At 52.2% G+C, this 18,047-nt stretch carries 17 protein-coding genes; 9 read left to right on the top strand and 8 right to left on the bottom strand.

The window, feature by feature from the left end; all coding sequences use genetic code 11:
- Nucleotides 1-160 precede the first annotated feature (160 nt).
- The 3 genes from ACX93W_RS09125 to nagB all read right to left on the bottom strand — a co-directional run bounded on the left by ACX93W_RS09125 (nt 161) and on the right by nagB (nt 2,580).
- Nucleotides 161-487, bottom strand: a complete 327-nt coding sequence (locus ACX93W_RS09125) for a YnfA family protein (RefSeq protein ID WP_459392055.1) — start codon at nt 485-487, stop codon at nt 161-163.
- Between the two features lie 143 nt (nt 488-630).
- Entirely contained in the window at nt 631-1,854 is a 1,224-nt protein-coding gene (nagA, locus tag ACX93W_RS09120) for an N-acetylglucosamine-6-phosphate deacetylase (RefSeq protein WP_459392054.1), read from the bottom strand.
- A complete protein-coding gene (nagB, locus tag ACX93W_RS09115) occupies nt 1,855-2,580 on the bottom strand; it encodes a glucosamine-6-phosphate deaminase (protein WP_459392053.1) in 726 nt (241 codons plus the stop codon).
- A 344-nt stretch (nt 2,581-2,924) separates the two neighbouring features.
- Here nagB and fni point away from each other — a divergent pair, with 344 nt between their 5' ends.
- Nucleotides 2,925-3,968, top strand: a complete 1,044-nt coding sequence (gene fni, locus ACX93W_RS09110; protein WP_459392362.1) for a type 2 isopentenyl-diphosphate Delta-isomerase — start codon at nt 2,925-2,927, stop codon at nt 3,966-3,968.
- A 10-nt stretch (nt 3,969-3,978) separates the two neighbouring features.
- Here the strand turns inward: fni and ACX93W_RS09105 are convergent, their stop codons facing one another.
- Genes ACX93W_RS09105 through ACX93W_RS09095 form a run of 3 tightly spaced genes read right to left on the bottom strand, consistent with a single transcriptional unit; the run spans nt 3,979 to nt 7,507 of the window.
- Nucleotides 3,979-5,082: a Ger(x)C family spore germination protein gene (locus tag ACX93W_RS09105; RefSeq protein WP_459392052.1), complete on the bottom strand. Its 1,104-nt coding sequence runs from the start codon at nt 5,080-5,082 to the stop codon at nt 3,979-3,981.
- Nucleotides 5,079-6,179, bottom strand: a complete 1,101-nt coding sequence (locus ACX93W_RS09100) for a GerAB/ArcD/ProY family transporter (RefSeq protein ID WP_459392051.1) — start codon at nt 6,177-6,179, stop codon at nt 5,079-5,081. Before ACX93W_RS09100 ends, ACX93W_RS09105 begins: the two co-directional genes overlap by 4 nt.
- Nucleotides 6,176-7,507: a spore germination protein gene (locus ACX93W_RS09095; protein WP_459392050.1), complete on the bottom strand. Its 1,332-nt coding sequence runs from the start codon at nt 7,505-7,507 to the stop codon at nt 6,176-6,178. Before ACX93W_RS09095 ends, ACX93W_RS09100 begins: the two co-directional genes overlap by 4 nt.
- A gap of 150 nt (nt 7,508-7,657) precedes the next feature.
- On the opposite strand from ACX93W_RS09095, the gene ACX93W_RS09090 reads away from it, so the two are divergent.
- The 3 genes from ACX93W_RS09090 to glpX all read left to right on the top strand — a co-directional run bounded on the left by ACX93W_RS09090 (nt 7,658) and on the right by glpX (nt 10,780).
- The gene (locus tag ACX93W_RS09090; RefSeq protein ID WP_459392049.1) at nt 7,658-8,404 is read left to right on the top strand and encodes a class I SAM-dependent methyltransferase; all 747 of its coding nucleotides are present in this window, start codon (nt 7,658-7,660) and stop codon (nt 8,402-8,404) included.
- A gap of 77 nt (nt 8,405-8,481) precedes the next feature.
- On the top strand, nt 8,482-9,507 hold the full coding sequence (locus ACX93W_RS09085; protein ID WP_459392048.1) for an MBL fold metallo-hydrolase: 1,026 nt from the start codon (nt 8,482-8,484) through the stop codon (nt 9,505-9,507).
- Nucleotides 9,508-9,775: 268 nt separating this feature from the next.
- On the top strand, nt 9,776-10,780 hold the full coding sequence (gene glpX / locus ACX93W_RS09080) for a class II fructose-bisphosphatase (RefSeq protein ID WP_459392047.1): 1,005 nt from the start codon (nt 9,776-9,778) through the stop codon (nt 10,778-10,780).
- 188 nt (nt 10,781-10,968) lie between these two features.
- Here the strand turns inward: glpX and ACX93W_RS09075 are convergent, their stop codons facing one another.
- A complete protein-coding gene (locus ACX93W_RS09075; RefSeq protein ID WP_459392046.1) occupies nt 10,969-11,508 on the bottom strand; it encodes a phosphatidylglycerophosphatase A family protein in 540 nt (179 codons plus the stop codon).
- Nucleotides 11,509-11,635: 127 nt separating this feature from the next.
- On the opposite strand from ACX93W_RS09075, the gene ACX93W_RS09070 reads away from it, so the two are divergent.
- The 3 genes from ACX93W_RS09070 to ACX93W_RS09060 all read left to right on the top strand — a co-directional run bounded on the left by ACX93W_RS09070 (nt 11,636) and on the right by ACX93W_RS09060 (nt 14,527).
- The gene (locus ACX93W_RS09070; RefSeq protein WP_459392045.1) at nt 11,636-12,721 is read left to right on the top strand and encodes a GerMN domain-containing protein; all 1,086 of its coding nucleotides are present in this window, start codon (nt 11,636-11,638) and stop codon (nt 12,719-12,721) included.
- Nucleotides 12,722-12,981: 260 nt separating this feature from the next.
- Nucleotides 12,982-13,719: a ribonuclease PH gene (rph, locus tag ACX93W_RS09065; protein ID WP_459392044.1), complete on the top strand. Its 738-nt coding sequence runs from the start codon at nt 12,982-12,984 to the stop codon at nt 13,717-13,719.
- A 4-nt stretch (nt 13,720-13,723) separates the two neighbouring features.
- Entirely contained in the window at nt 13,724-14,527 is an 804-nt protein-coding gene (locus tag ACX93W_RS09060; RefSeq protein ID WP_459392043.1) for a non-canonical purine NTP pyrophosphatase, read from the top strand.
- A 67-nt stretch (nt 14,528-14,594) separates the two neighbouring features.
- Here the strand turns inward: ACX93W_RS09060 and asnB are convergent, their stop codons facing one another.
- Nucleotides 14,595-16,439, bottom strand: a complete 1,845-nt coding sequence (gene asnB, locus ACX93W_RS09055; protein ID WP_459392361.1) for an asparagine synthase (glutamine-hydrolyzing) — start codon at nt 16,437-16,439, stop codon at nt 14,595-14,597.
- 97 nt (nt 16,440-16,536) lie between these two features.
- Here asnB and ACX93W_RS09050 point away from each other — a divergent pair, with 97 nt between their 5' ends.
- On the top strand, nt 16,537-16,932 hold the full coding sequence (locus ACX93W_RS09050; protein WP_459392042.1) for a hypothetical protein: 396 nt from the start codon (nt 16,537-16,539) through the stop codon (nt 16,930-16,932).
- A gap of 86 nt (nt 16,933-17,018) precedes the next feature.
- Complete coding sequence (locus ACX93W_RS09045) at nt 17,019-17,603, top strand: AAA family ATPase (RefSeq protein ID WP_459392041.1); 585 nt, start codon at nt 17,019-17,021, stop codon at nt 17,601-17,603.
- Nucleotides 17,604-18,047 lie beyond the last annotated feature (444 nt).

Raw genomic sequence — 18,047 nt, 5'->3', positions numbered from 1 at the left:
CTCCCTGCTGAGTTTGAACCCATACGCTAGCATGTCTCTATCTACCGCCAAGAGGCTAAAAAACCGCCTGGCCCGAGTTGTTCTCCCATCACTAGACGTCGTCTTGAGATTGAAGAACATTTCGTTCCTGGCGGTTTTCTCATGTTTCCGCTTCATTAATTCAGTTGCGAGGCGCCCAAAGCATTACCGAAACGCCGACGATACAGATGGCCGCACCAAGCCAATCGTAGAAGTCAGGCGTTTTTTTGTCCACGAGCCAGCCCCATATGACGGCCAATATGACAAAAACGCCGCCATAGGCGGCATACACTCTACCGAAGGAAGGGAAATTCTGCAGGGTTGGAATGATGCCGTACAGAACCAGAATAACACTGCCGGCAACGCCGTACCAATAGGATTTGGCTTCGCGCAGCCACAGCCATACCAGATAGCCGCCGCCGATTTCCGCCAAACCCGCGAGCAAAAAAATAAAAATAGCAAACAGCATAATAAGCCCCTTTTCTCGCAATTAAATGATCACTCCGCAGTTTCTATCCTACTACAAGTTAACGTTTTAGGCACAAAAAAATAGGCGGCTGCGCTATGCAACGAAACTCCATTGCATAGCGCAGCCGCCCGATTAGTGCTTTTCTATTCGTTTTTGCTAAAAATCGGCGTTCCTCTGAGCAGTGTGCGGCTGACGTTAAAGTCGCCGTCGGTCACGACCAGATCGGCCCGCTTGCCGATGGCAATGCTGCCTGTAACCCCCGCAAGGCCGAGCTCCCGCGCCGGATTTCCGCTCGCCATTCTGCTGGCCTCCGTCACAGACAAACTCATTACATTCACCATAAAGCGGAAGGCGGAGATCATGCTCAGGCTGCTGCCTGCCAGCGCTCCGCTGTCTTTTAGCCTCGCCGTGCCGTTCTTCAGGACAACAGGCAAACCGCCTAATTCATATTCTCCATCCGGCATGCCGGCGGCTTCTATTGCATCGGTAACCAAAATAACCTTGTCCTTTGGTTTGCTGGCCAGGAGCAGCGAAATGGCGGCCGGGTGCACATGTTCACCATCGGCAATAATTTCGGCATAGATGCTGTCTGTCGTTAATACCGCGCCTAACGTTCCTGGCTCGCGATGATGCAGACCGCGCATGGCGTTGTACGTATGTACGGCATGCGTCAGGCCGCTATCCGCGGCGGCGATCAATTCGGCATATACCGCATCGGTATGTCCGGCTGCGGCGATAACGCCCTGGTTTTTCAGCCAGGCGATGCTTTCCAGGGAGCCGGGTTTTTCAGGCGCCAATGTGACCATCTTGACCAGGCCGGGGTAAGTCCTGGTCCAATTTTGCAGCCATTCCAGCTGTGGATCGACGATATAGTCCGGATTTTGGGCGCCGGGCCACTTTTCGCTAATAAACGGGCCCTCCAGATGAACGCCTAGCAGTTCGGCATGGGGCATGCCGTTTTTTTGATAGGCGGCAACGGCATCGAGAACCTTCTCGATATCGTCACGGGACGCGGTCATTGTTGTGGCCAGCATCCCCGTTGTGCCTTGCGAAGCATGGAAACCTGTAATGCGATCGAAGCTTTCGGCAGTCGCATACATAAAGTCTCCGCCGAATCCGCCGTGAACGTGCATGTCGATAAAACCAGGAAGCAGCCATCCTCCATTGCCGTCAATAACATCGCCTTCGAAACCATCCACGACAGCAGGGCTAAACGTCCCGCCTGCAAGAGCCGCATCCTTTTTCCCGCTGTCAGCAATAATGGATTCAATCATGCCGCCGCTTATTTTGACATGACCGATAATAATATCCTGCTCTGTTACAATGCGAACATTGGTAATAAGAAGATTTTTCTGACTAAGATTCATTTAGCTCAACAACCTTCCTGCTTCTTGGTCAAGCAATACGATAACGTTAGGGTGAAGCTGAAGCAGCGAAGCGGGCACCTGGGTTGTGACGGGCCCCGTCAGCGCTTCCTTGACAATGCCGGCTTTATCGGAGCCGCGCACGACCAACAAAATTTGTTTGGCCTTCAGGATGGAGCCAACGCCCATCGTATAAGCCGCCTTGGGCACTTCGTCCAGCGAAGAAAAGAACCGGGCATTTGCTTGGCGCGTTTCTTCCTTTAAGGAGACTACATGCGTACCGCTGGACAACTGTTCATCCGGCTCATTAAAGCCGATATGGCCGTTATGGCCCAGTCCCAGAAGCTGCACATCCGCGACATGTTCCGCCAGCAAGGCGTCATAACGGGCGCATTCCGCAGCGGAATCCGGCGCCATTCCGTCAGGCAGATGAGTGTTCCCCGCAGGAATGTCTACGTGGGAGAACAAATGTTGATTCATGTAATAAGCGTAGCTTTGATCATTGCCCGGCGTCAAGCCGACGTATTCGTCCAGATTGTAAGTTGTTACTCCCGCAAAGCTTACTTTGCCGTTACGGTGCTGCTCAACCAGCTTTTTATATATGCCAACAGGCGTGGACCCTGTTGCCAGCCCCAGCACGGCTTCCGGTTTTTCGCTGATCAACTCGCTAAACCACTCCGCCGCATGCAAGTCCAATTTCTCCGCACTGTCAAAAATTCTAATGTCCATGAGATTCCCTCCCGATGATGTCGTCTTCTCGTATTTATCTATCTCCAGTGTATAAAATTTTAAAGAAAAATTCAATTAAAATGATTGTAAATGTCATATTAATGATTGTAACGATCAAAATTCCATGAGGCACTCCAAATGTGATATGCTTATTAAAAGTAAGAAAGATAAATGGAGACCGATACAGGAGGTTGGCCTTCTTGGAACGATATGAAAAAAGAATAACCGCAGCCGGTTACGACGATAGCAGCGCGAATAACGACGGCGCTGCCGGCAGTAACAGCGGCAGTGGTTTCAACAGCAATGAAAGCAACGAAAGCGGCAATAGCGGCAGTTTTGCCTCCATGCCGGATGCCACCGCCAAGCGCAAGGGCGAGCATATCGCCATCTGCTTGCAGGAGCAAGTAAATGGAACCGGAGCGGGAAGCGGATTCCAGCGGTACCGCTTTAAGCATAATGCATTGCCTGAATTATCATTTCAGGACATCTCTCTCGAAACCGAATGGTTTGGCAAATTGTTGTCGGCGCCGCTGCTCGTCAGCTCCATGACGGGCGGCACGGACGAAGCGGGAGCGATCAACCGCCGGCTGGCGGCTGCTGCAGAGCGGCAGGGCTGGGCGATTGGCGTTGGCTCCATGCGTGCGGTCATTGAACAAGAGGAGCTCGCAGTAACCTTCGACATTCGGAAGCAAGCGCCGACAGTGCCCGTTATTGCAAATTTAGGGGCGGTGCAGCTTAACTATGGTTATGGTCTGGAAGCAAGCCAAAGGGCGGTGGAGCTTGCCCGCGCCGATGCTCTGGTGCTGCATCTGAACAGCCTGCAGGAAATTTTTCAGCCGGAAGGCGATACTGATTTTTACGGGCTGCTGGGGCGGATTAAAGAGGTATGCAGGGGACTTTCCGTACCGGTAGGCGTTAAGGAGGTAGGCTGGGGCATTGACGGCGAAACGGCGGTCCGGCTTCGCGATGCCGGCGTATCCTTTATCGACGCCGCCGGGGCAGGCGGCACCTCATGGAGCCAGGTAGAGAAGTTCCGGACAACGGACCCCGTTCAGCGGGCAGCAGCCGAAGCTTTTGCCGATTGGGGAAATCCAACGGCTGACTGCGTGGCGGAGATCCACGCCGCATTGCCCGATATGCCGCTTATTGCAAGCGGGGGACTGAACAACGGGGTGGAAGCCGCCAAAGCGCTGGCGCTGGGAGCCCATTTGGCCGGGTATGGCCGAGCCTTGCTGCCGCGCGCGGCGGCGGGCAGCGGCGAATTGTCGGAGGAGCGTTTGCTGGAGCAGTTTCGGCGCATCGAATTCGAGCTGCGTGCCGCCATGTTCGGCATTGGCGCGGGTTCTGTGGAGGAGCTTCGCGGCAGCAACCGGTTGATTCGTGTATAGCTGCGCTTGTTTAGCGGATGAGGCCCGTGCCTTCAATGATAAGCCTAACGTTGACCTGGAAGCTTGCCTCGGGATAGAGTTGCTGCCAGCGCTCCCAGTTTTGGTCTCCGCTGTGCATGGCCAGGTAGCGAAGGCCAAACCCGAGCGGGTCCACGTTTGCTTTTTGAATTTTGACTAAAAGTTTGTTGGCTTCTGCTTCGTACGATTTCTCCAGCTCGCTCTCGATTGGTTTTAAGTCCTTGTCGAACAAGGAAGCGGCTGATTCCTCAACAACGGTTTTCATCCGCATATTCACTTTTATGACATCTTGATCATCCCGGTTTTCGATACGGAACCGGGAGTGCAACTGGTTGATGGCGACGACCATTTTTTGATGCCTGAAGATGCCGTGCATGGAAGCTTTCGTAAAACGACTCGCCAGTTGGTTAAACATCTGAGACTCGTCAGGCGACAATATCAATTTGATCCTTTGCTTGTCCATTAAGGCAATTTCATTAATAATATACCCCAGCTTTTTGTCTCCTTTGACAATTGCGAGCGCAGGGTCAAAGCCTCTTTCCGTAAGCCGCCGCGAAAAACCGGACAACGATTCCGCATAGTTGTAGCTGGATTCCGTTCCATCCGCTCCAAACGACAGCAGCAGCGCGTTCCCGGGATATTGTTCCGAGATAGGCTTGATTTTCAGCACGCTGGCAGCGTCGGGTTTGCCAATCGCCATCATGGCAACCATCTGGATATCGCGCCTTCTTTTCATCCAATCCAGTACGGGCGTTATATTTTGCCTTGCCAGTGACTCCCCGATCAGAAAAATTCGGCAATGGCCGAAATCAAGCTCTTTATCCACGTAAGCCTTCAACATCCGCAAGCCTTCCGCGATGCTGACAGCATCAATCGTTTCAAACTGGAATTTTGAAGTACCGGGTTCTATTTTGGGCGAAGGAATAGCAAGCTGGATCGTAATCCGGTAAGGCTTCTCCTTATTTCCGGATAGGTCGAGACCGGTGCCCACGACAAAAAAACGTTTGTCGATATCCTTGAATCCGCAGCCGCCAAGCGGCACAACCAGCAGTAGTACAAGAACAAGGCTCCTGATGCGGCAGAGAATCTTCCTCATCTCGGCACCAACCTCCGGCGACTCAGTATAAAGACAGTCACCACCGTCATTACCTCCGTAAACATGCGAAGGATCAACCAGACGGTCGTAATTGCCAAATTCATTTTTTCGTTCGTAAATACCATATAGAGAACGCTGGCCGCCGTAAATAGACCAATGATAACGTAATTGGTTATGGGCGCCTTGGGGCTGTCGGTTTCCGGCTTCATGGATGGCATACATCCTTTAATAAACTCCATTGCCTGGTGCCAGGCCGTTGCCGTATAGACAAGGCTTAGATTCAGAAACACAATCAAAAACAGGAACATAACGCGCTCGATAAATCCGTATTGCATCATTAACGAATCGGCGGTTATCGTCCATAAATAGATATATTGCGAAATGCCTTGGGTGCCGTGAAAGCCGATCGGGACAAAAAAGGTGACCAGCAAAATAAGAAGGCCGAGAATGGGATACGTCCACAACAGCTTGAATCGGAAATTCGGAGGGAACAATCGATTAAACAACGATAAATTGATATAGCCCGTAAAGATGTAGGTAGCCGCGGCAATGGAGGCCAGGTTCGGCCAATGTCCGATGTAATTGGCTACTACGTGGATGGAGTCGAGGTTTAATTGAGGGCTAGTAACCATTTTGAACATAATGAACAAAATAATCGGCACATTTATAATAATAATGATTTCAAGGAGCAGCATGACGGTTAAGGTCGAACGGGTGGCGGCATAGCCGGAGGCCAGCACCATAACGACCATAATAATGAGCACGTTGGCATGGGGGTTGAAGAAGCGGTTGATCAGCACGGCAAAAGCCATCGCAACGACCGTACTGGAAAACCAATACATCATGGCATAAAAAAACATATACACCGACACGAACCAGCGCGGGAAAAATTGAGCAAAGATTTCCGGAAGTCCTTGTCCGGGAAAACGAGCCATTGCATTGGTGAACATATAGATCATGATCGAACCAAATATCGGGCTGATCAAAATAGCAGCGACACTGCCTTCAAAGCGGTTATCGACTAATATGTGGGGCACAAACAACATAATGTTCATCAACGCCACAAACAGAAACAAATAAAAAAAGTAGCGGTTCATTTAATTTCCACCCCTCCGATATCGCCTTCCGCCGGATTTAATTTGCCATGCAGCCGGAAATAAGGCTTTCCGAAGCTTCGCAGATTGCATAGATAGGCCATGTACAGAAAAATGCCGACCGCAATGCCGGACAAACCGAAGAAGATCGCGGCGGCGATAAGCGGATACTTCAAAAAACGAATGGCAAACGACATGGAGTTAATCGGAATAACAAAATTGGAAATGGCGACAACGGACGTCACAATAATCATAATGCTGCTGACAAGTCCCGCCTGCTGCGCGGCTTGTCCAAGGATAAGCCCGCCAACTGTCGTTGCAGTCGATCCGATATAGCGTGGCAGCCGAATGCTGGCTTCGATCAGCGTTTCAATCATAAACAGCATAATAAACACTTCGATAAAAGAGGGATACGGCACCGCCGAGCGGCTGGCGGCGATAGAGAAGGCCAACTGAACCCGAAACAGCTCCGGATTATAAGAAACAACCGCGATATAGAGCGCCGGCAGCGTAATGGTCAACACGATGGAAGCAAATCGCAGAAAAATCAAAAACCGGGTCATCCAATAGGCCTCGTAATTGTCTTCAATCGCATGCATAAATTCAAAAAAAGAAGCGGGCATAATTAGCGCAAACATGCTTCCTTTGATCAGCACAACCACTTTTCCCTTGCCGATGGATCTGGAGATGCGGTCCGGCCTCTCCGTGATGAGAACAGTCGGAAAAAGATGGCGGCGCTTGCCGACCAGCAGCTTCTCCAGCTCGCCGGCCGCATGAACGATATCCACACTGATGCTGCTTAGCTTGCTGCGTACATTGTCCAGCACGGCGGCATCAACATGTCTTTGGTCAAACAGGACGTATAGCGGCGTTCTTGATTCATAGCCAACCGTATATTGCTCCACGCATAACTCCGGAGAGGGATACATGCTGCGAATCAGATTAAGAGACTTGTTCAGATCTTCGCTAAGCGCAAGCTGGGGGCCCTGAATGGCGCTTTCCACCTGGGTTTGAGAGCCGTCGCTGCTAATAACGTCCGATGCCAAAAAAGCATAAACAACAGAGTTCGATTGTATCAGAACATAACCTCTTAACAGCATATCCTGCCATTTTGCAGGGTCCTCCACCTTCTGATACGCGGGGTTTGTCTCCAGATGCACGGCAAATGGAATGTCCGCTTTGGTGAAGGGGACCGTAATGAAGCTGCTGATTTTATCCTCTTTGCAAAGGCTGGACAAATAGGCGATTTCGATCGATATCCCGCCATTGGAGAGATGTGCTGTCTTAACATCTACAGCCTCGGCAAACAAAAGATTAATCCGTTCAATCATATCGATTCTCCCCTTAGCGTTGCCGGATGCCATGACCAACGGTCACTGTAAAGTTCCCATAGTTTGCGCCATTCCCGGCAGATTATGCTAATATAGACAAAGGCGAAGCCTGCACAGACCTGCAATGCAGCAAAGCGAGGGGATTGTAGAATGAAACCTTGGTATGAACAAAGCTTCGGCAGAGATTATATGCTGGTATACAAACACCGGGACTGGGAAGATGCGGCGAAGGAAGTCCGGAAAATGGCGCAATGGCTCCATTTGCCCCAAGACGCCGCTGTTTTGGATATCGGCTGCGGCATGGGAAGGCATTCGACTGCGCTGGCGGATTACGGTTTTCGGGTAACCGGGGTTGATCTGTCGGAAACGCTGCTGGATGTAGCTCGACAGCATGACAGTTCCGGCAAAGTGGAGTGGCGGCATGGGGACATGCGAAGTCTTCCTTTTGGAGATGCCTCCTTTGATGCAACCGTCAATTTATTTACCTCCTTCGGCTATTTCACGCTGGAAGAAGACAATATCAATGTGTTAAAGCAAATCAGGCGAGTGCTTCGCAGAGGCGGCTCCTTCCTGATTGATTTTTTGAATCCGGTTTACGTGGAGCGGACGTTGACGCCGCGCTCGGAGCGGAGTGACGAGGAAACGGGCATCGTTATTATAGAGGAGCGCAGTATTAAAGACGGCTGGGTGCAGAAGGAAATCACGCTGAATGACCCACAGGAGCCCGGCAAGCCGCGCCAATATCTGGAGCGCGTAAGGCTTTACCAGCTCCAATGGTTTGAAAAGAGGTTGTCCGAAACCGGCTTGAAGCTGGAAACGCTGTACGGCGGGTACGACGGCGAACCGTACGAGTCACAAAACTCGCCAAGAATGATTTTGGCCGGTAAAGCGGATTAGGCGAGAGGGAACCGTTCTGCCTGTCGCTATTTTACATACAAATGAACCTGAGCACAGCATAGAAGGAGGCCGCCACTATGAGCGATAAACACGCATCCCATGAAGGAAACGGAGGGACTTCTGCATCTCTGATACCGCTGGAAGGGGGCTGGCATCAGCTTAAGGTGCCGCTTCCTTTTTCATTAAAATGGGTCAACAGCTACATTGTTCCCGATGGCGAAGGGTACACCGTCATCGATCCCGGCTTGCATACGGAAGAGGCGCTGAGCGTATGGGGGGAAGCAATGGCCGAACTGGGGATCGGGTGGAGCGATATCACCCGTATATTGCTGACGCACCAGCATCCCGACCATTACGGATTGGCCGGTTATTTTCAGCAGCAAAGCGGCGCCATTGTTAACATGACGGAACGGAGCCACCGTTACGCGCTGCGTTTGTGGAATGCCAATAGCGAATATCCCAAGGCAATAGACGCCTTGTTCAATCGACATGGCATGCCGGGGGAGCTGAGAGACGCCATCGGCTCCAATCTGGACGGTTTTATTGCCATGGTATCTCCCCAGCCCCAGGTGACGTATGTGGAAGCGGGGTCGACACTGGCGATGAACGGCAGCAATTGGGAGCTGATCGATGCTCCGGGCCACGCTTTTGGCGCAGTGTGCCTGTATGAGCCGCAGCAGCGCTGGATGATATGCGGAGACCAGGTATTGCCTCGTATTACGCCTAATATCAGCCTGGTTCCTGGCGAAGAATCCGATCCTTTGCAGCATTTTCTGACCAGCCTGAGCACTCTTGCGCATGTTGAGGTTGATCTTGCGCTGCCGGGACATATGAACCCTTTTACCGGCTTTAGGGAACGAATCGGCGAGCTGCAAAACCATCATGCCCGACGGCTCGAAGGCATTCAAGATATGCTTTCAGAGAAAGAATCAACCGCATTTGAAGTATGTGAAGCTTTATTCGGCGTCCGCTTGAGGGATAATCCTCATAATTTGCGTTTTGCGATGGGAGAAACGCTGGCGCATTTGGTGCACCTCGAGCTGAAGGGCGCCATCGCTGCCCATGATCGCTTAGGCGTCTTGCATTATCAGACCGTCAAGTAGTTTTCAAAAAAAAACATTTTTATCAACCCCACGTAGTTGGAGGGAAACGCGTTAGTTTCCGCTCCAACTTTTTTGCGTGGCGCGATCAACACGGGTTCTTCTTCGGCTTTTCTGGCATGTCTTTTTCGTGATGAACACCCCTATTATGATAATAATGAAATTATATATTGCGTCATATATAAAATTATGATACATATTAGAGTATGAAAAGTGGTCATATTCGTTTTATATGACATTCTAAAAGAGCCTTTGAGAGGAAGCGTGAGTCATGGAGAGAGAATTGGCATTGGAGATTGTTCGAGTTACGGAGCTGGCTGCCTTGGCTTCTGCGCCATGGATGGGAAGAGGAGACAAAAACCAGGCGGATGGAGCCGCGACCTCCGCGATGCGGGCCATGTTTGATTCGGTTTCTATCAAAGGAACGGTAGTTATCGGCGAAGGCGAAATGGATGAAGCACCGATGCTGTATATCGGGGAAGAGGTCGGCAGCATGAACGGCCCGGAAGTTGATGTCGCCGTAGACCCGCTGGAAGGCACCGAAATTGTTGCCAAAGGGCTTAATAATGCGTTATCCGTTATTGCGGTGGCAGGAAAAGGCCAGCTCCTTCACGCGCCGGATATGTATATGGAGAAGCTTGCATACGGTCCCGCTCTTTGCGGGAAGCTCAGCATTGCCGATCCCATGGAAGTGACGCTGCGCAAGGCCGCGGAAGGGCTGAACAAAAAGGTGGCGGATCTCACCGTCATGATTTTGGATCGTACCCGCCACGAAGCAACGATCAAGGTGCTTCGCAAGGTAGGCGTGCGAATCAAGTTTTTATCGGACGGCGATGTGGCTGGGGCCATGGCCCCGGCTTTCCCGGAAACCGGGATCGATTTGTATGTGGGCTCAGGCGGCGCGCCGGAAGGCGTATTGGCGGCAGCGGCTCTGAAATGTCTGGGCGGCGAGCTTCAGGGGCGTCTGATGCCTGCCGACGCACTTGAATATGAACGCTGCATCGGGATGGGGATTGATAATCCGTACCGGATTTTGAACATGGATGATATGGTTGGCACGGAGGATGTTATTTTTGCCGCTACGGGCGTAACTCCCGGCGAGTTTTTGGGCGGCGTGCATTATCTTCCCGGTCAGCGAGCCGAGACGCATTCCATCGTCATGCGGGCCAAAACTAAAACGATCCGTTTTATCAAGTCGCTTCACTATTTGCCCAACAAACCGCTTCTTCAGGAGCAGCGGGCGCAAGCGGCTGAAGCTGCTGCTGGCAGCGTCTGATCATAAGACTTTTGTCTGATAACAAGACTTTGAAAATGGTCTTAAAGCCAAAAAAGCGTTCCTATGCCGCCACACCCCTTCAAGGGGGATGGAGTGGCACAGGAACGCTTTTTCCATTTCATCAAACAATTCGTTTTCCGACCGCTTAAAGATATCTTCAGTGTATAAGCTAACCTGCCTGCAGGGAGCTAGTCCAAAGGAGGCGTTGTAACGCCTTCGCGCTCGGCCTGCTTGCGGTGGGCGATACGGCTGGCAGCGGACGCGGCGATCGCGCCTACGATATCATCCAGAAAGGTATGAATTTCTCCATCCGTTTTGCTGTTTAACCGCACCAGAATGCCGGGTTTAACCTTGTCCACGTAACCAAAATTCGTAAAGCCGATGCTGCCGTAAACGTTAACGATCGACAATGCCAAAATCTCATCGCAGCCATACAGGCTTTCATCGTGTTTGATCATATCCTGCAGCGGCGGGATCAGTTTGCCTTCCTCCGCCAATATGTCAAGTTGAATGCCCGTCAAAACGGCATTTTGCACCTCGCGCTTCGACAACACGGCATCAACATGCACAATGCAATCGTCTATCGTAAGTCCGGGAAAATAGTCCTTTTGCAAAAAAAGAACCAGCTCGGCGATATCTCTTTTGGCAACGCCTCTTTTGGCCAGCCATTCATCGGTTGCATGCGCGACGTGCGCGCTGTTCAAGCTGTAAATACCAGGATTGCTCATACTGTACCCCCTAGCGATTTTTGGATAAAACAGGTCTAAAACAAGGAAGGGCTCGTATACATATTACTACAAATCAGGAGTTGTACAAAGCCGACAGGCAAATATTCATTGGGGAGGAATTATGTACATGATTCAGAAAAAATGGATTCGTTATACCGCGATGGTCGCCGTATTGGCGCTGCCCGTTGTTACGGCGGGATGCGGATTGTTCTCCAAACAGGCCAGCAAGGAAATTGATCCGCCTCAGGTAGAGACGGGGGGAGGCATTCAGAGCGGAACCGGGGAAGAAGCGGCGCCGAGCGGACAGGCCTTGCCCGATGATACCGCTGCGGTGGCTCAGGATTCCAGCGTAACCGTCTATCTGGCTGACCGCAACGGCTATGTAGCGCCGGTTTCCGTGCCCGTGACGCTTACGGAGAATGAAACGTACCCAAGACGGGCGCTGGAGCTGATGGTGGAAAACGGCATGTATGCTTCAAGCTTGCCGGAGGATTTCCGTCCGTTGATTCCGCAAGGCACGGTTGTGCTTGGTTATGATTACGACGAGGAGCGCCAGGTTGCGCAAGTGGATTTTTCCGGTGCGTTTAACGATTACTACGCCGGAGACGAACGCTCCATTGTTGAGGCGATTACATGGACGTTAACGGCCATGACCGGCATCAAAGGCGTCGAATTGTCCGTCGACGGCGAACGTCTTGTGGAAATGCCGCAAGCCGCTTATCCCATCGACAACGTGTTAACCCGCTCCATCGGCATTAATATTGAAGCTGCGGACGGAGTGGATATTGCCAAATCCTCTCCCGTAACGCTCTACTTCTCGTCCCAAACGCTGCATGACGAGCAATATTACGTGCCCGTTACGCGCCTGGTCGAACGCAGCGATTCCGCTCCTCTAGCCGCAATGGAAGAGTTGATTGCAGGTCCTCTGAACAAAAAAGAGCTGACAAGCGTTATTTGGCCCGATGTGGAGGTTACAAGCCTGGAGGTAAAAGACGGGGTAGCGGTGCTGGATCTGGAGGATGAAACATTCGGCAAAGGTTCCGTGCTTCCGGCCGAAATGCTGCAGGCGGTTGTTCTTTCGTTAACGGAAAACAGCAAAGCGGAAACCGTTCAAATCCGGATTAACGGAGAAAGCAATCTGGTCGACGATCAGCAAAAATCCTACAGCGAGCCTGTAGGCCGACCGCATCATGTCAATGCGCTGAAATCGTAAAGCGATACGGTGCGCCTCAAAGCCGACTATTCCATCTGATGCATTGAACTCAGCATGAGAAACTGAAATGCAACAGCCCAAACAAGCCTTCCTATCTGCTTGCACAAAGCGGTGTAGCGGAGGCTTGTTTTTTGTTGGGCCGAACAAAGAAACTCTTTCAAGCCGTGCTTTATGTTGCTGGCGGATGCATTTCGTCGGCGCTTCTGATAAAATAGACAGGACTTGCGGACGAGAGAACCATTTCAGGAGGCATAATGAATATGAGAACAGACAAGCGGCAAGCGGACGAATTGCGTCACGCTGTTATTGAACCAGGCGTCAATAAACATGCGGAAGGTTCGGTGCTGATCGAGTTTGGCGATACGAAGGTTATTTGCACGGCGAGCGTTGAAGAACGGGTTCCGCCTTTTATGAAGGGACAGGGTAAAGGCTGGATCACGGCGGAATATTCCATGCTGCCGCGCGCGACTCATTCCCGCAACCAGCGTGAAGCGGCAAGGGGCAAACTGAGCGGAAGAACGATGGAGATCCAAAGGCTGATTGGCCGGGCGCTTCGTTCGGTCGTGGACCTTCAAGCGTTGGGGGAAAGAACGATTACGCTGGATTGCGACGTCATCCAGGCGGACGGCGGCACGCGCACCACATCGATTACGGGCGCATTTGTAGCGCTGGCGCTTGCTATACATAAACTGTCCCAAAACATCACCTTTGCCAGATACCCGATTACCGATTTTCTGGCTTCGGTCAGCGTAGGCGTTATTGGAGGCAAAGCTTTGCTGGACCTCAATTACGAGGAGGACTCCAAAGCAAAGGTCGATATGAACGTAGTTATGACCGGACAAGGCAAATTTGTTGAAGTGCAGGGAACGGGTGAAGAAGCACCGTTTAGCCGCGACGAGCTGAATCAGCTGCTTGCATTGGCTGAAGGCGGCATTTCCAAGCTAATCGAGCTCCAACGGCAGACGCTGGGAGCGGCGGCTGAACGGATCGGAGGATAATAGCATGAACGGAAACGGAAGAGGGATTGACGGCGATCTCATTGTTGTTGCCACCAAAAACAACGGCAAAGCCAAAGAATTTGGCCATGCCTTCGCCAAAATCGGAAAACGAATCGTGAGCTTGAACGATTATCCCCATATTCCCGACATTCCGGAGGATGGAGATACCTTTGCCGCCAACGCGCGCATTAAAGCCAAAGCAGCCGGAGACGCTTTGGGCGTTCCGGCGCTTGCGGATGATTCCGGCCTTCGGGTTGCCGCGCTGGATGGCGCGCCAGGCGTATATTCCGCCCGTTACAGCGGCGAAGGAGCGACAGACGCCAGCAACAATGCCAAGCTGCTGAAGGAACTGGCCGCCATCGGCGCAGTCCTCCAGACACCGCATGAAGCGGCATCAGGGGATGAAGCTGAAGGCGCTGAACCGGAAGGCAAGGATGCAGCCTCGGAAGCAGCTTTAGCAGCAGCCTCCGAAGCGGGCCACGCTGCAGTCCCAACATCGTCTTCGGCAGCCGGCTTCTCGGAAAGTGATGGCTGGCGTCTGCCGCAGGACGGCTCCAAGGCTCTCAGCCACGCGCAATTTGTGTGCGCGCTGGCGCTGTACGATCCCGCTACGGGAGAATTTGTGGAGGCAGAAGGCACCGTGGACGGCGTCATTACGGACAAGCCTCACGGCGACGGAGGTTTTGGCTATGATCCGTTGTTCTGGCTGCCGCAGCTTGGCCGGGGCATGGCCGAGCTTAGCCGCGAGGAAAAAGGCGGCATCAGCCACCGGGGAGAAGCGCTTCGCAAGCTGCTTGCATCCCTCTAGTGTGCCGATAACCGCCATTTCAACCCCTTTATAAGACGAGCAGCTGCCGGATATCTCATTCCACTGACTATCCAATGGAAACCTTGTATTGCTTCAGCCATAAGTTGACCTGATACAAATAAGCGAATAATTGGGGGCCGGACATAAGCTGGCCAAACCAGGGAATATTGGAGCTTGCCGACGACGAGTCGGCGAGCTCTCTTACTTTTTTGGCGTCGATCAGCGGCAGCAGCGGGGAGCTGCTGTCATCCAGCACCTCCAGCAACAGCCCTTTGACAGCAGCGAGATAAGCCGGGTTATGCGTTTTGGGATAAGGGCTTTTTTTGCGGGTCAGCACATCCTCCGGCAATACGCCTCCAAGCGCTTTGCGAAGAATGCCCTTTTCCCGATTTCCGGCCGATTTGATCTCCCAAGGGATGTTCCAGACGTATTCCACCAGCCGGTGATCGCAGAAGGGAACGCGAACCTCCAGCCCCGCAGCCATGCTCATCCGGTCCTTGCGATCCAGCAAAGTTGGCATAAAACGGGTGATGTTGAGGTAGGACATACGCCGCATCTTGCTCTGCTGAAGGGTCTCTCCAGGCAGCTCCGGCACCTCCGCTACGGCTTCCGCGTACCGGTCGCCGATATACTCCGCGGGCCTGATCCATTCCGCAACCTCCGGCGCCAGCAGCCCTGCGCGCATAGGCGTGGCAAGGGACCATGGGAAGGTATCTGCATTAAGCGCCTCCTGCCGGTGAAACCATGGATAACCGCCAAAAATTTCGTCGGCAGCTTCGCCGGATATCGCAACGGTGGCGCTTTTTTTAATTTCATGGCAAAACAGCAGCAGGGAAGCATCCACATCCGCCATGCCGGGCAAATCCCGGGCAAGCGTGGCGTCCCTTAATGCGGCAATAAGCTCCGGCGTGTCAAACTGCACGGGATGATGAATGGTGGACAGATGGGACACCATCCGTTCAATCCAGGGAGCATCGCTATTGGGCTGAAAATCATGCGCCTGGAAATGCTTGTCGTTGTCGCGGTAATCGACCGAAAACGTCGGGAGGGCGCCTTGACCCCTCTCCGTATAATAGCGCACCGCGATCGCTGTGAGCGCGCTGGAATCGAGGCCGCCCGAAAGCAACGTCCCGATTGGAACGTCGGACACAAGCTGGCGCTCCACTGTATCCTGCAGCAGCTCTCCCACCCGTCGGGCGGTTTCTTCACTGTCGTGTCCGTGCGCAACGCTTCTTAGCCGCCAATACGTAATCGTTTTGTCTCCCGCAGCGTTAACGACCATGCATTGACCCGGTTTTACTTCGCTGATGCTTTTATAAACCCCGACCCCTGGCGTGCGCGCCGGACCCATGACAAATATTTCCGCAACTCCTTCCGCGCCAACCTCGGCTTTGACTGCGGGATGCTGCAGTATGCTTTTGGGCTCGGAGCCAAAAATAAATAAGCCTTCTCCCCTGCTGAAGAAGAGAGGCTTGACGCCAAGCCGGTCGCGGGCCAGAAACAGCTCCTGCGAAGCGACGTCCCATATCGCAAATGCAAATATGCCGTTAAACCGCTCGACGCAGGCGCGTCCCCATTCCATAAAAGACACCAGCAGCACTTCCGTGTCGCAGGATGTCGTGAAAATTCTTCCCCTGCTTTCCAATTCCTTGCGCAGCTCGGGCGCGTTATACAACTCTCCATTATAGACGACCACATATTGATCGTCGCCGGTATACCGGATCATCGGCTGAGCGCCGTTTTCGGGATCAATAACCGACAAGCGGCGGTGGCCCAGCGCGCAATGCGCCGAAATCCACGAGCCTGCGGCATCAGGCCCTCTCGGGGCCAGCGTATCGGTCATTCTCTCCAGATGGACGCTTTCCTTGGTCAAGTCGCTGTTCCAATCGATCCAGCCGGTAATTCCGCACATTTCCCTCATTCCTCTCTTCTGCTGGACTCCAGATGCAATAATAATTGTTATATGCTGAAAAAAGGAATAAAATGTCTGTCCGACAGGGGACGCTAAGGTGATAAATCCAGTTCTGACGACAAGAGAAGGAGCAACCGAAATGGACATTGAGAATAGTCAGCAAACACATGTTCAGGATAAAACCACCTACTATATTTCCGTACAGGCGGGTCAAATTCTGCAAAATCCGGAGGAAGCCGCTTATGAGCTCGTGATTGAAGGCAATCAGGAGGATGTAGCAAAGCTGGAGGAGCTGTTTGAGGAATTGTCCAGCATGGATGAAGCCGAAACGTTCCATTTTGCCAAATCCCCGTATGGCACGGCAGGCGACAGCGAGATCAATAGAGGCAGCGACGACATCCTGCGGGATATTTACCGGCATCTGTATCAATGCGGAACGGCTGAAACGAAAGAGCATATTGCGTCAATGGGACTGGGTTTCCAGATTCCCTGAATGCCCCGATTATGGTAGGATAGGAATTATGGCGTGTCTGAACACACGCCCTGGCAATTCTTACTACATAAAGGTGGGGCGTATAGATGCAGAAACTGGTATTTTTTGTTGGTGTGGCGGGAACGGGGAAAACAACGGTAGCCCGCAAGCTGTCCGTTGATATTCCCGCTGCTTTTCTTGATCGCGATACGATAGGCGGACGTTTTGTAGAGGCGATTCTGGAAATGAAGGGATTGGACAAAAACGATCGGGATTCCCAGTTCTACAAGGAAAACCTTCGTGATCTTGAGTATGATACGGCCAAGGACGTTTGCATCGAAAATCTGGCCGCGGGCCAAAACGTGTTTATGATTTCCCCGTTCACGGCGGAATTGAAAAATAAAGCATGGATCGAAGAGGTATTGGCAGCTGCTGGACTGGACAAGGAGCGGGTCGATGTCAAAGTCGTCGTCGTTACCTTGCAGGACATGGGTATGCAAAAGGCGCGTATTGTGGGCCGCCAGACGGAGCGCGATCAGTGGAAGCTGGAAAATTGGGGCGATTTCGAGAAGCGCGTAGACTTTGTTCCCGCTATTAATTGGGATATCCCTTCCTCATCCATTTTGGTGTTCGACAACAGCGGCGAGTTGACCGATGAGAAGGTGGAGCAGCTGCGGTCCTTTATCGGCTAGAGGCTGGGCGGCGGTAATTGTGTTCTGGTTTTTCGTCCAGCGAATGGATAAACATGGCTGGAAGGGGCTGTCCAAAAAGTCCCTAAAATAAAAGGCTGGGCGGGAAAACGTAAGGTTTTTCGTCCAGCCTTTTATGTGCCTGCTTTTGCAGGTGCATGGCGAGACGCATCCCCGCCACTTTCACCTGCTATGTCATCTTCGCTGTAGCGGACATGTATGTCCCTAAGAAGGGGAAAAAGCAACTTTTCAACAATGTAATGGTCACATATGACCGTTACAGCTTGAAAAAGAGCCCCAATGGCATGTTTTTAGGCTGTAATGGCACTAGCCTTGCACCAAACCTAACATGAAAAACAACCTTCTCATAAGTTCCTATATTTTGAAGAAATTGATGGTATTCTCTGGAAATCCATTAAAAAAACTCCTAATGTAAAAGGATAGGCA

The organism is Paenibacillus sp. CAU 1782 (genome assembly GCF_054551715.1).
Note: the sequence above shows the minus strand (reverse complement) of the source record. Positions and strands in the feature narration are given on the sequence as shown.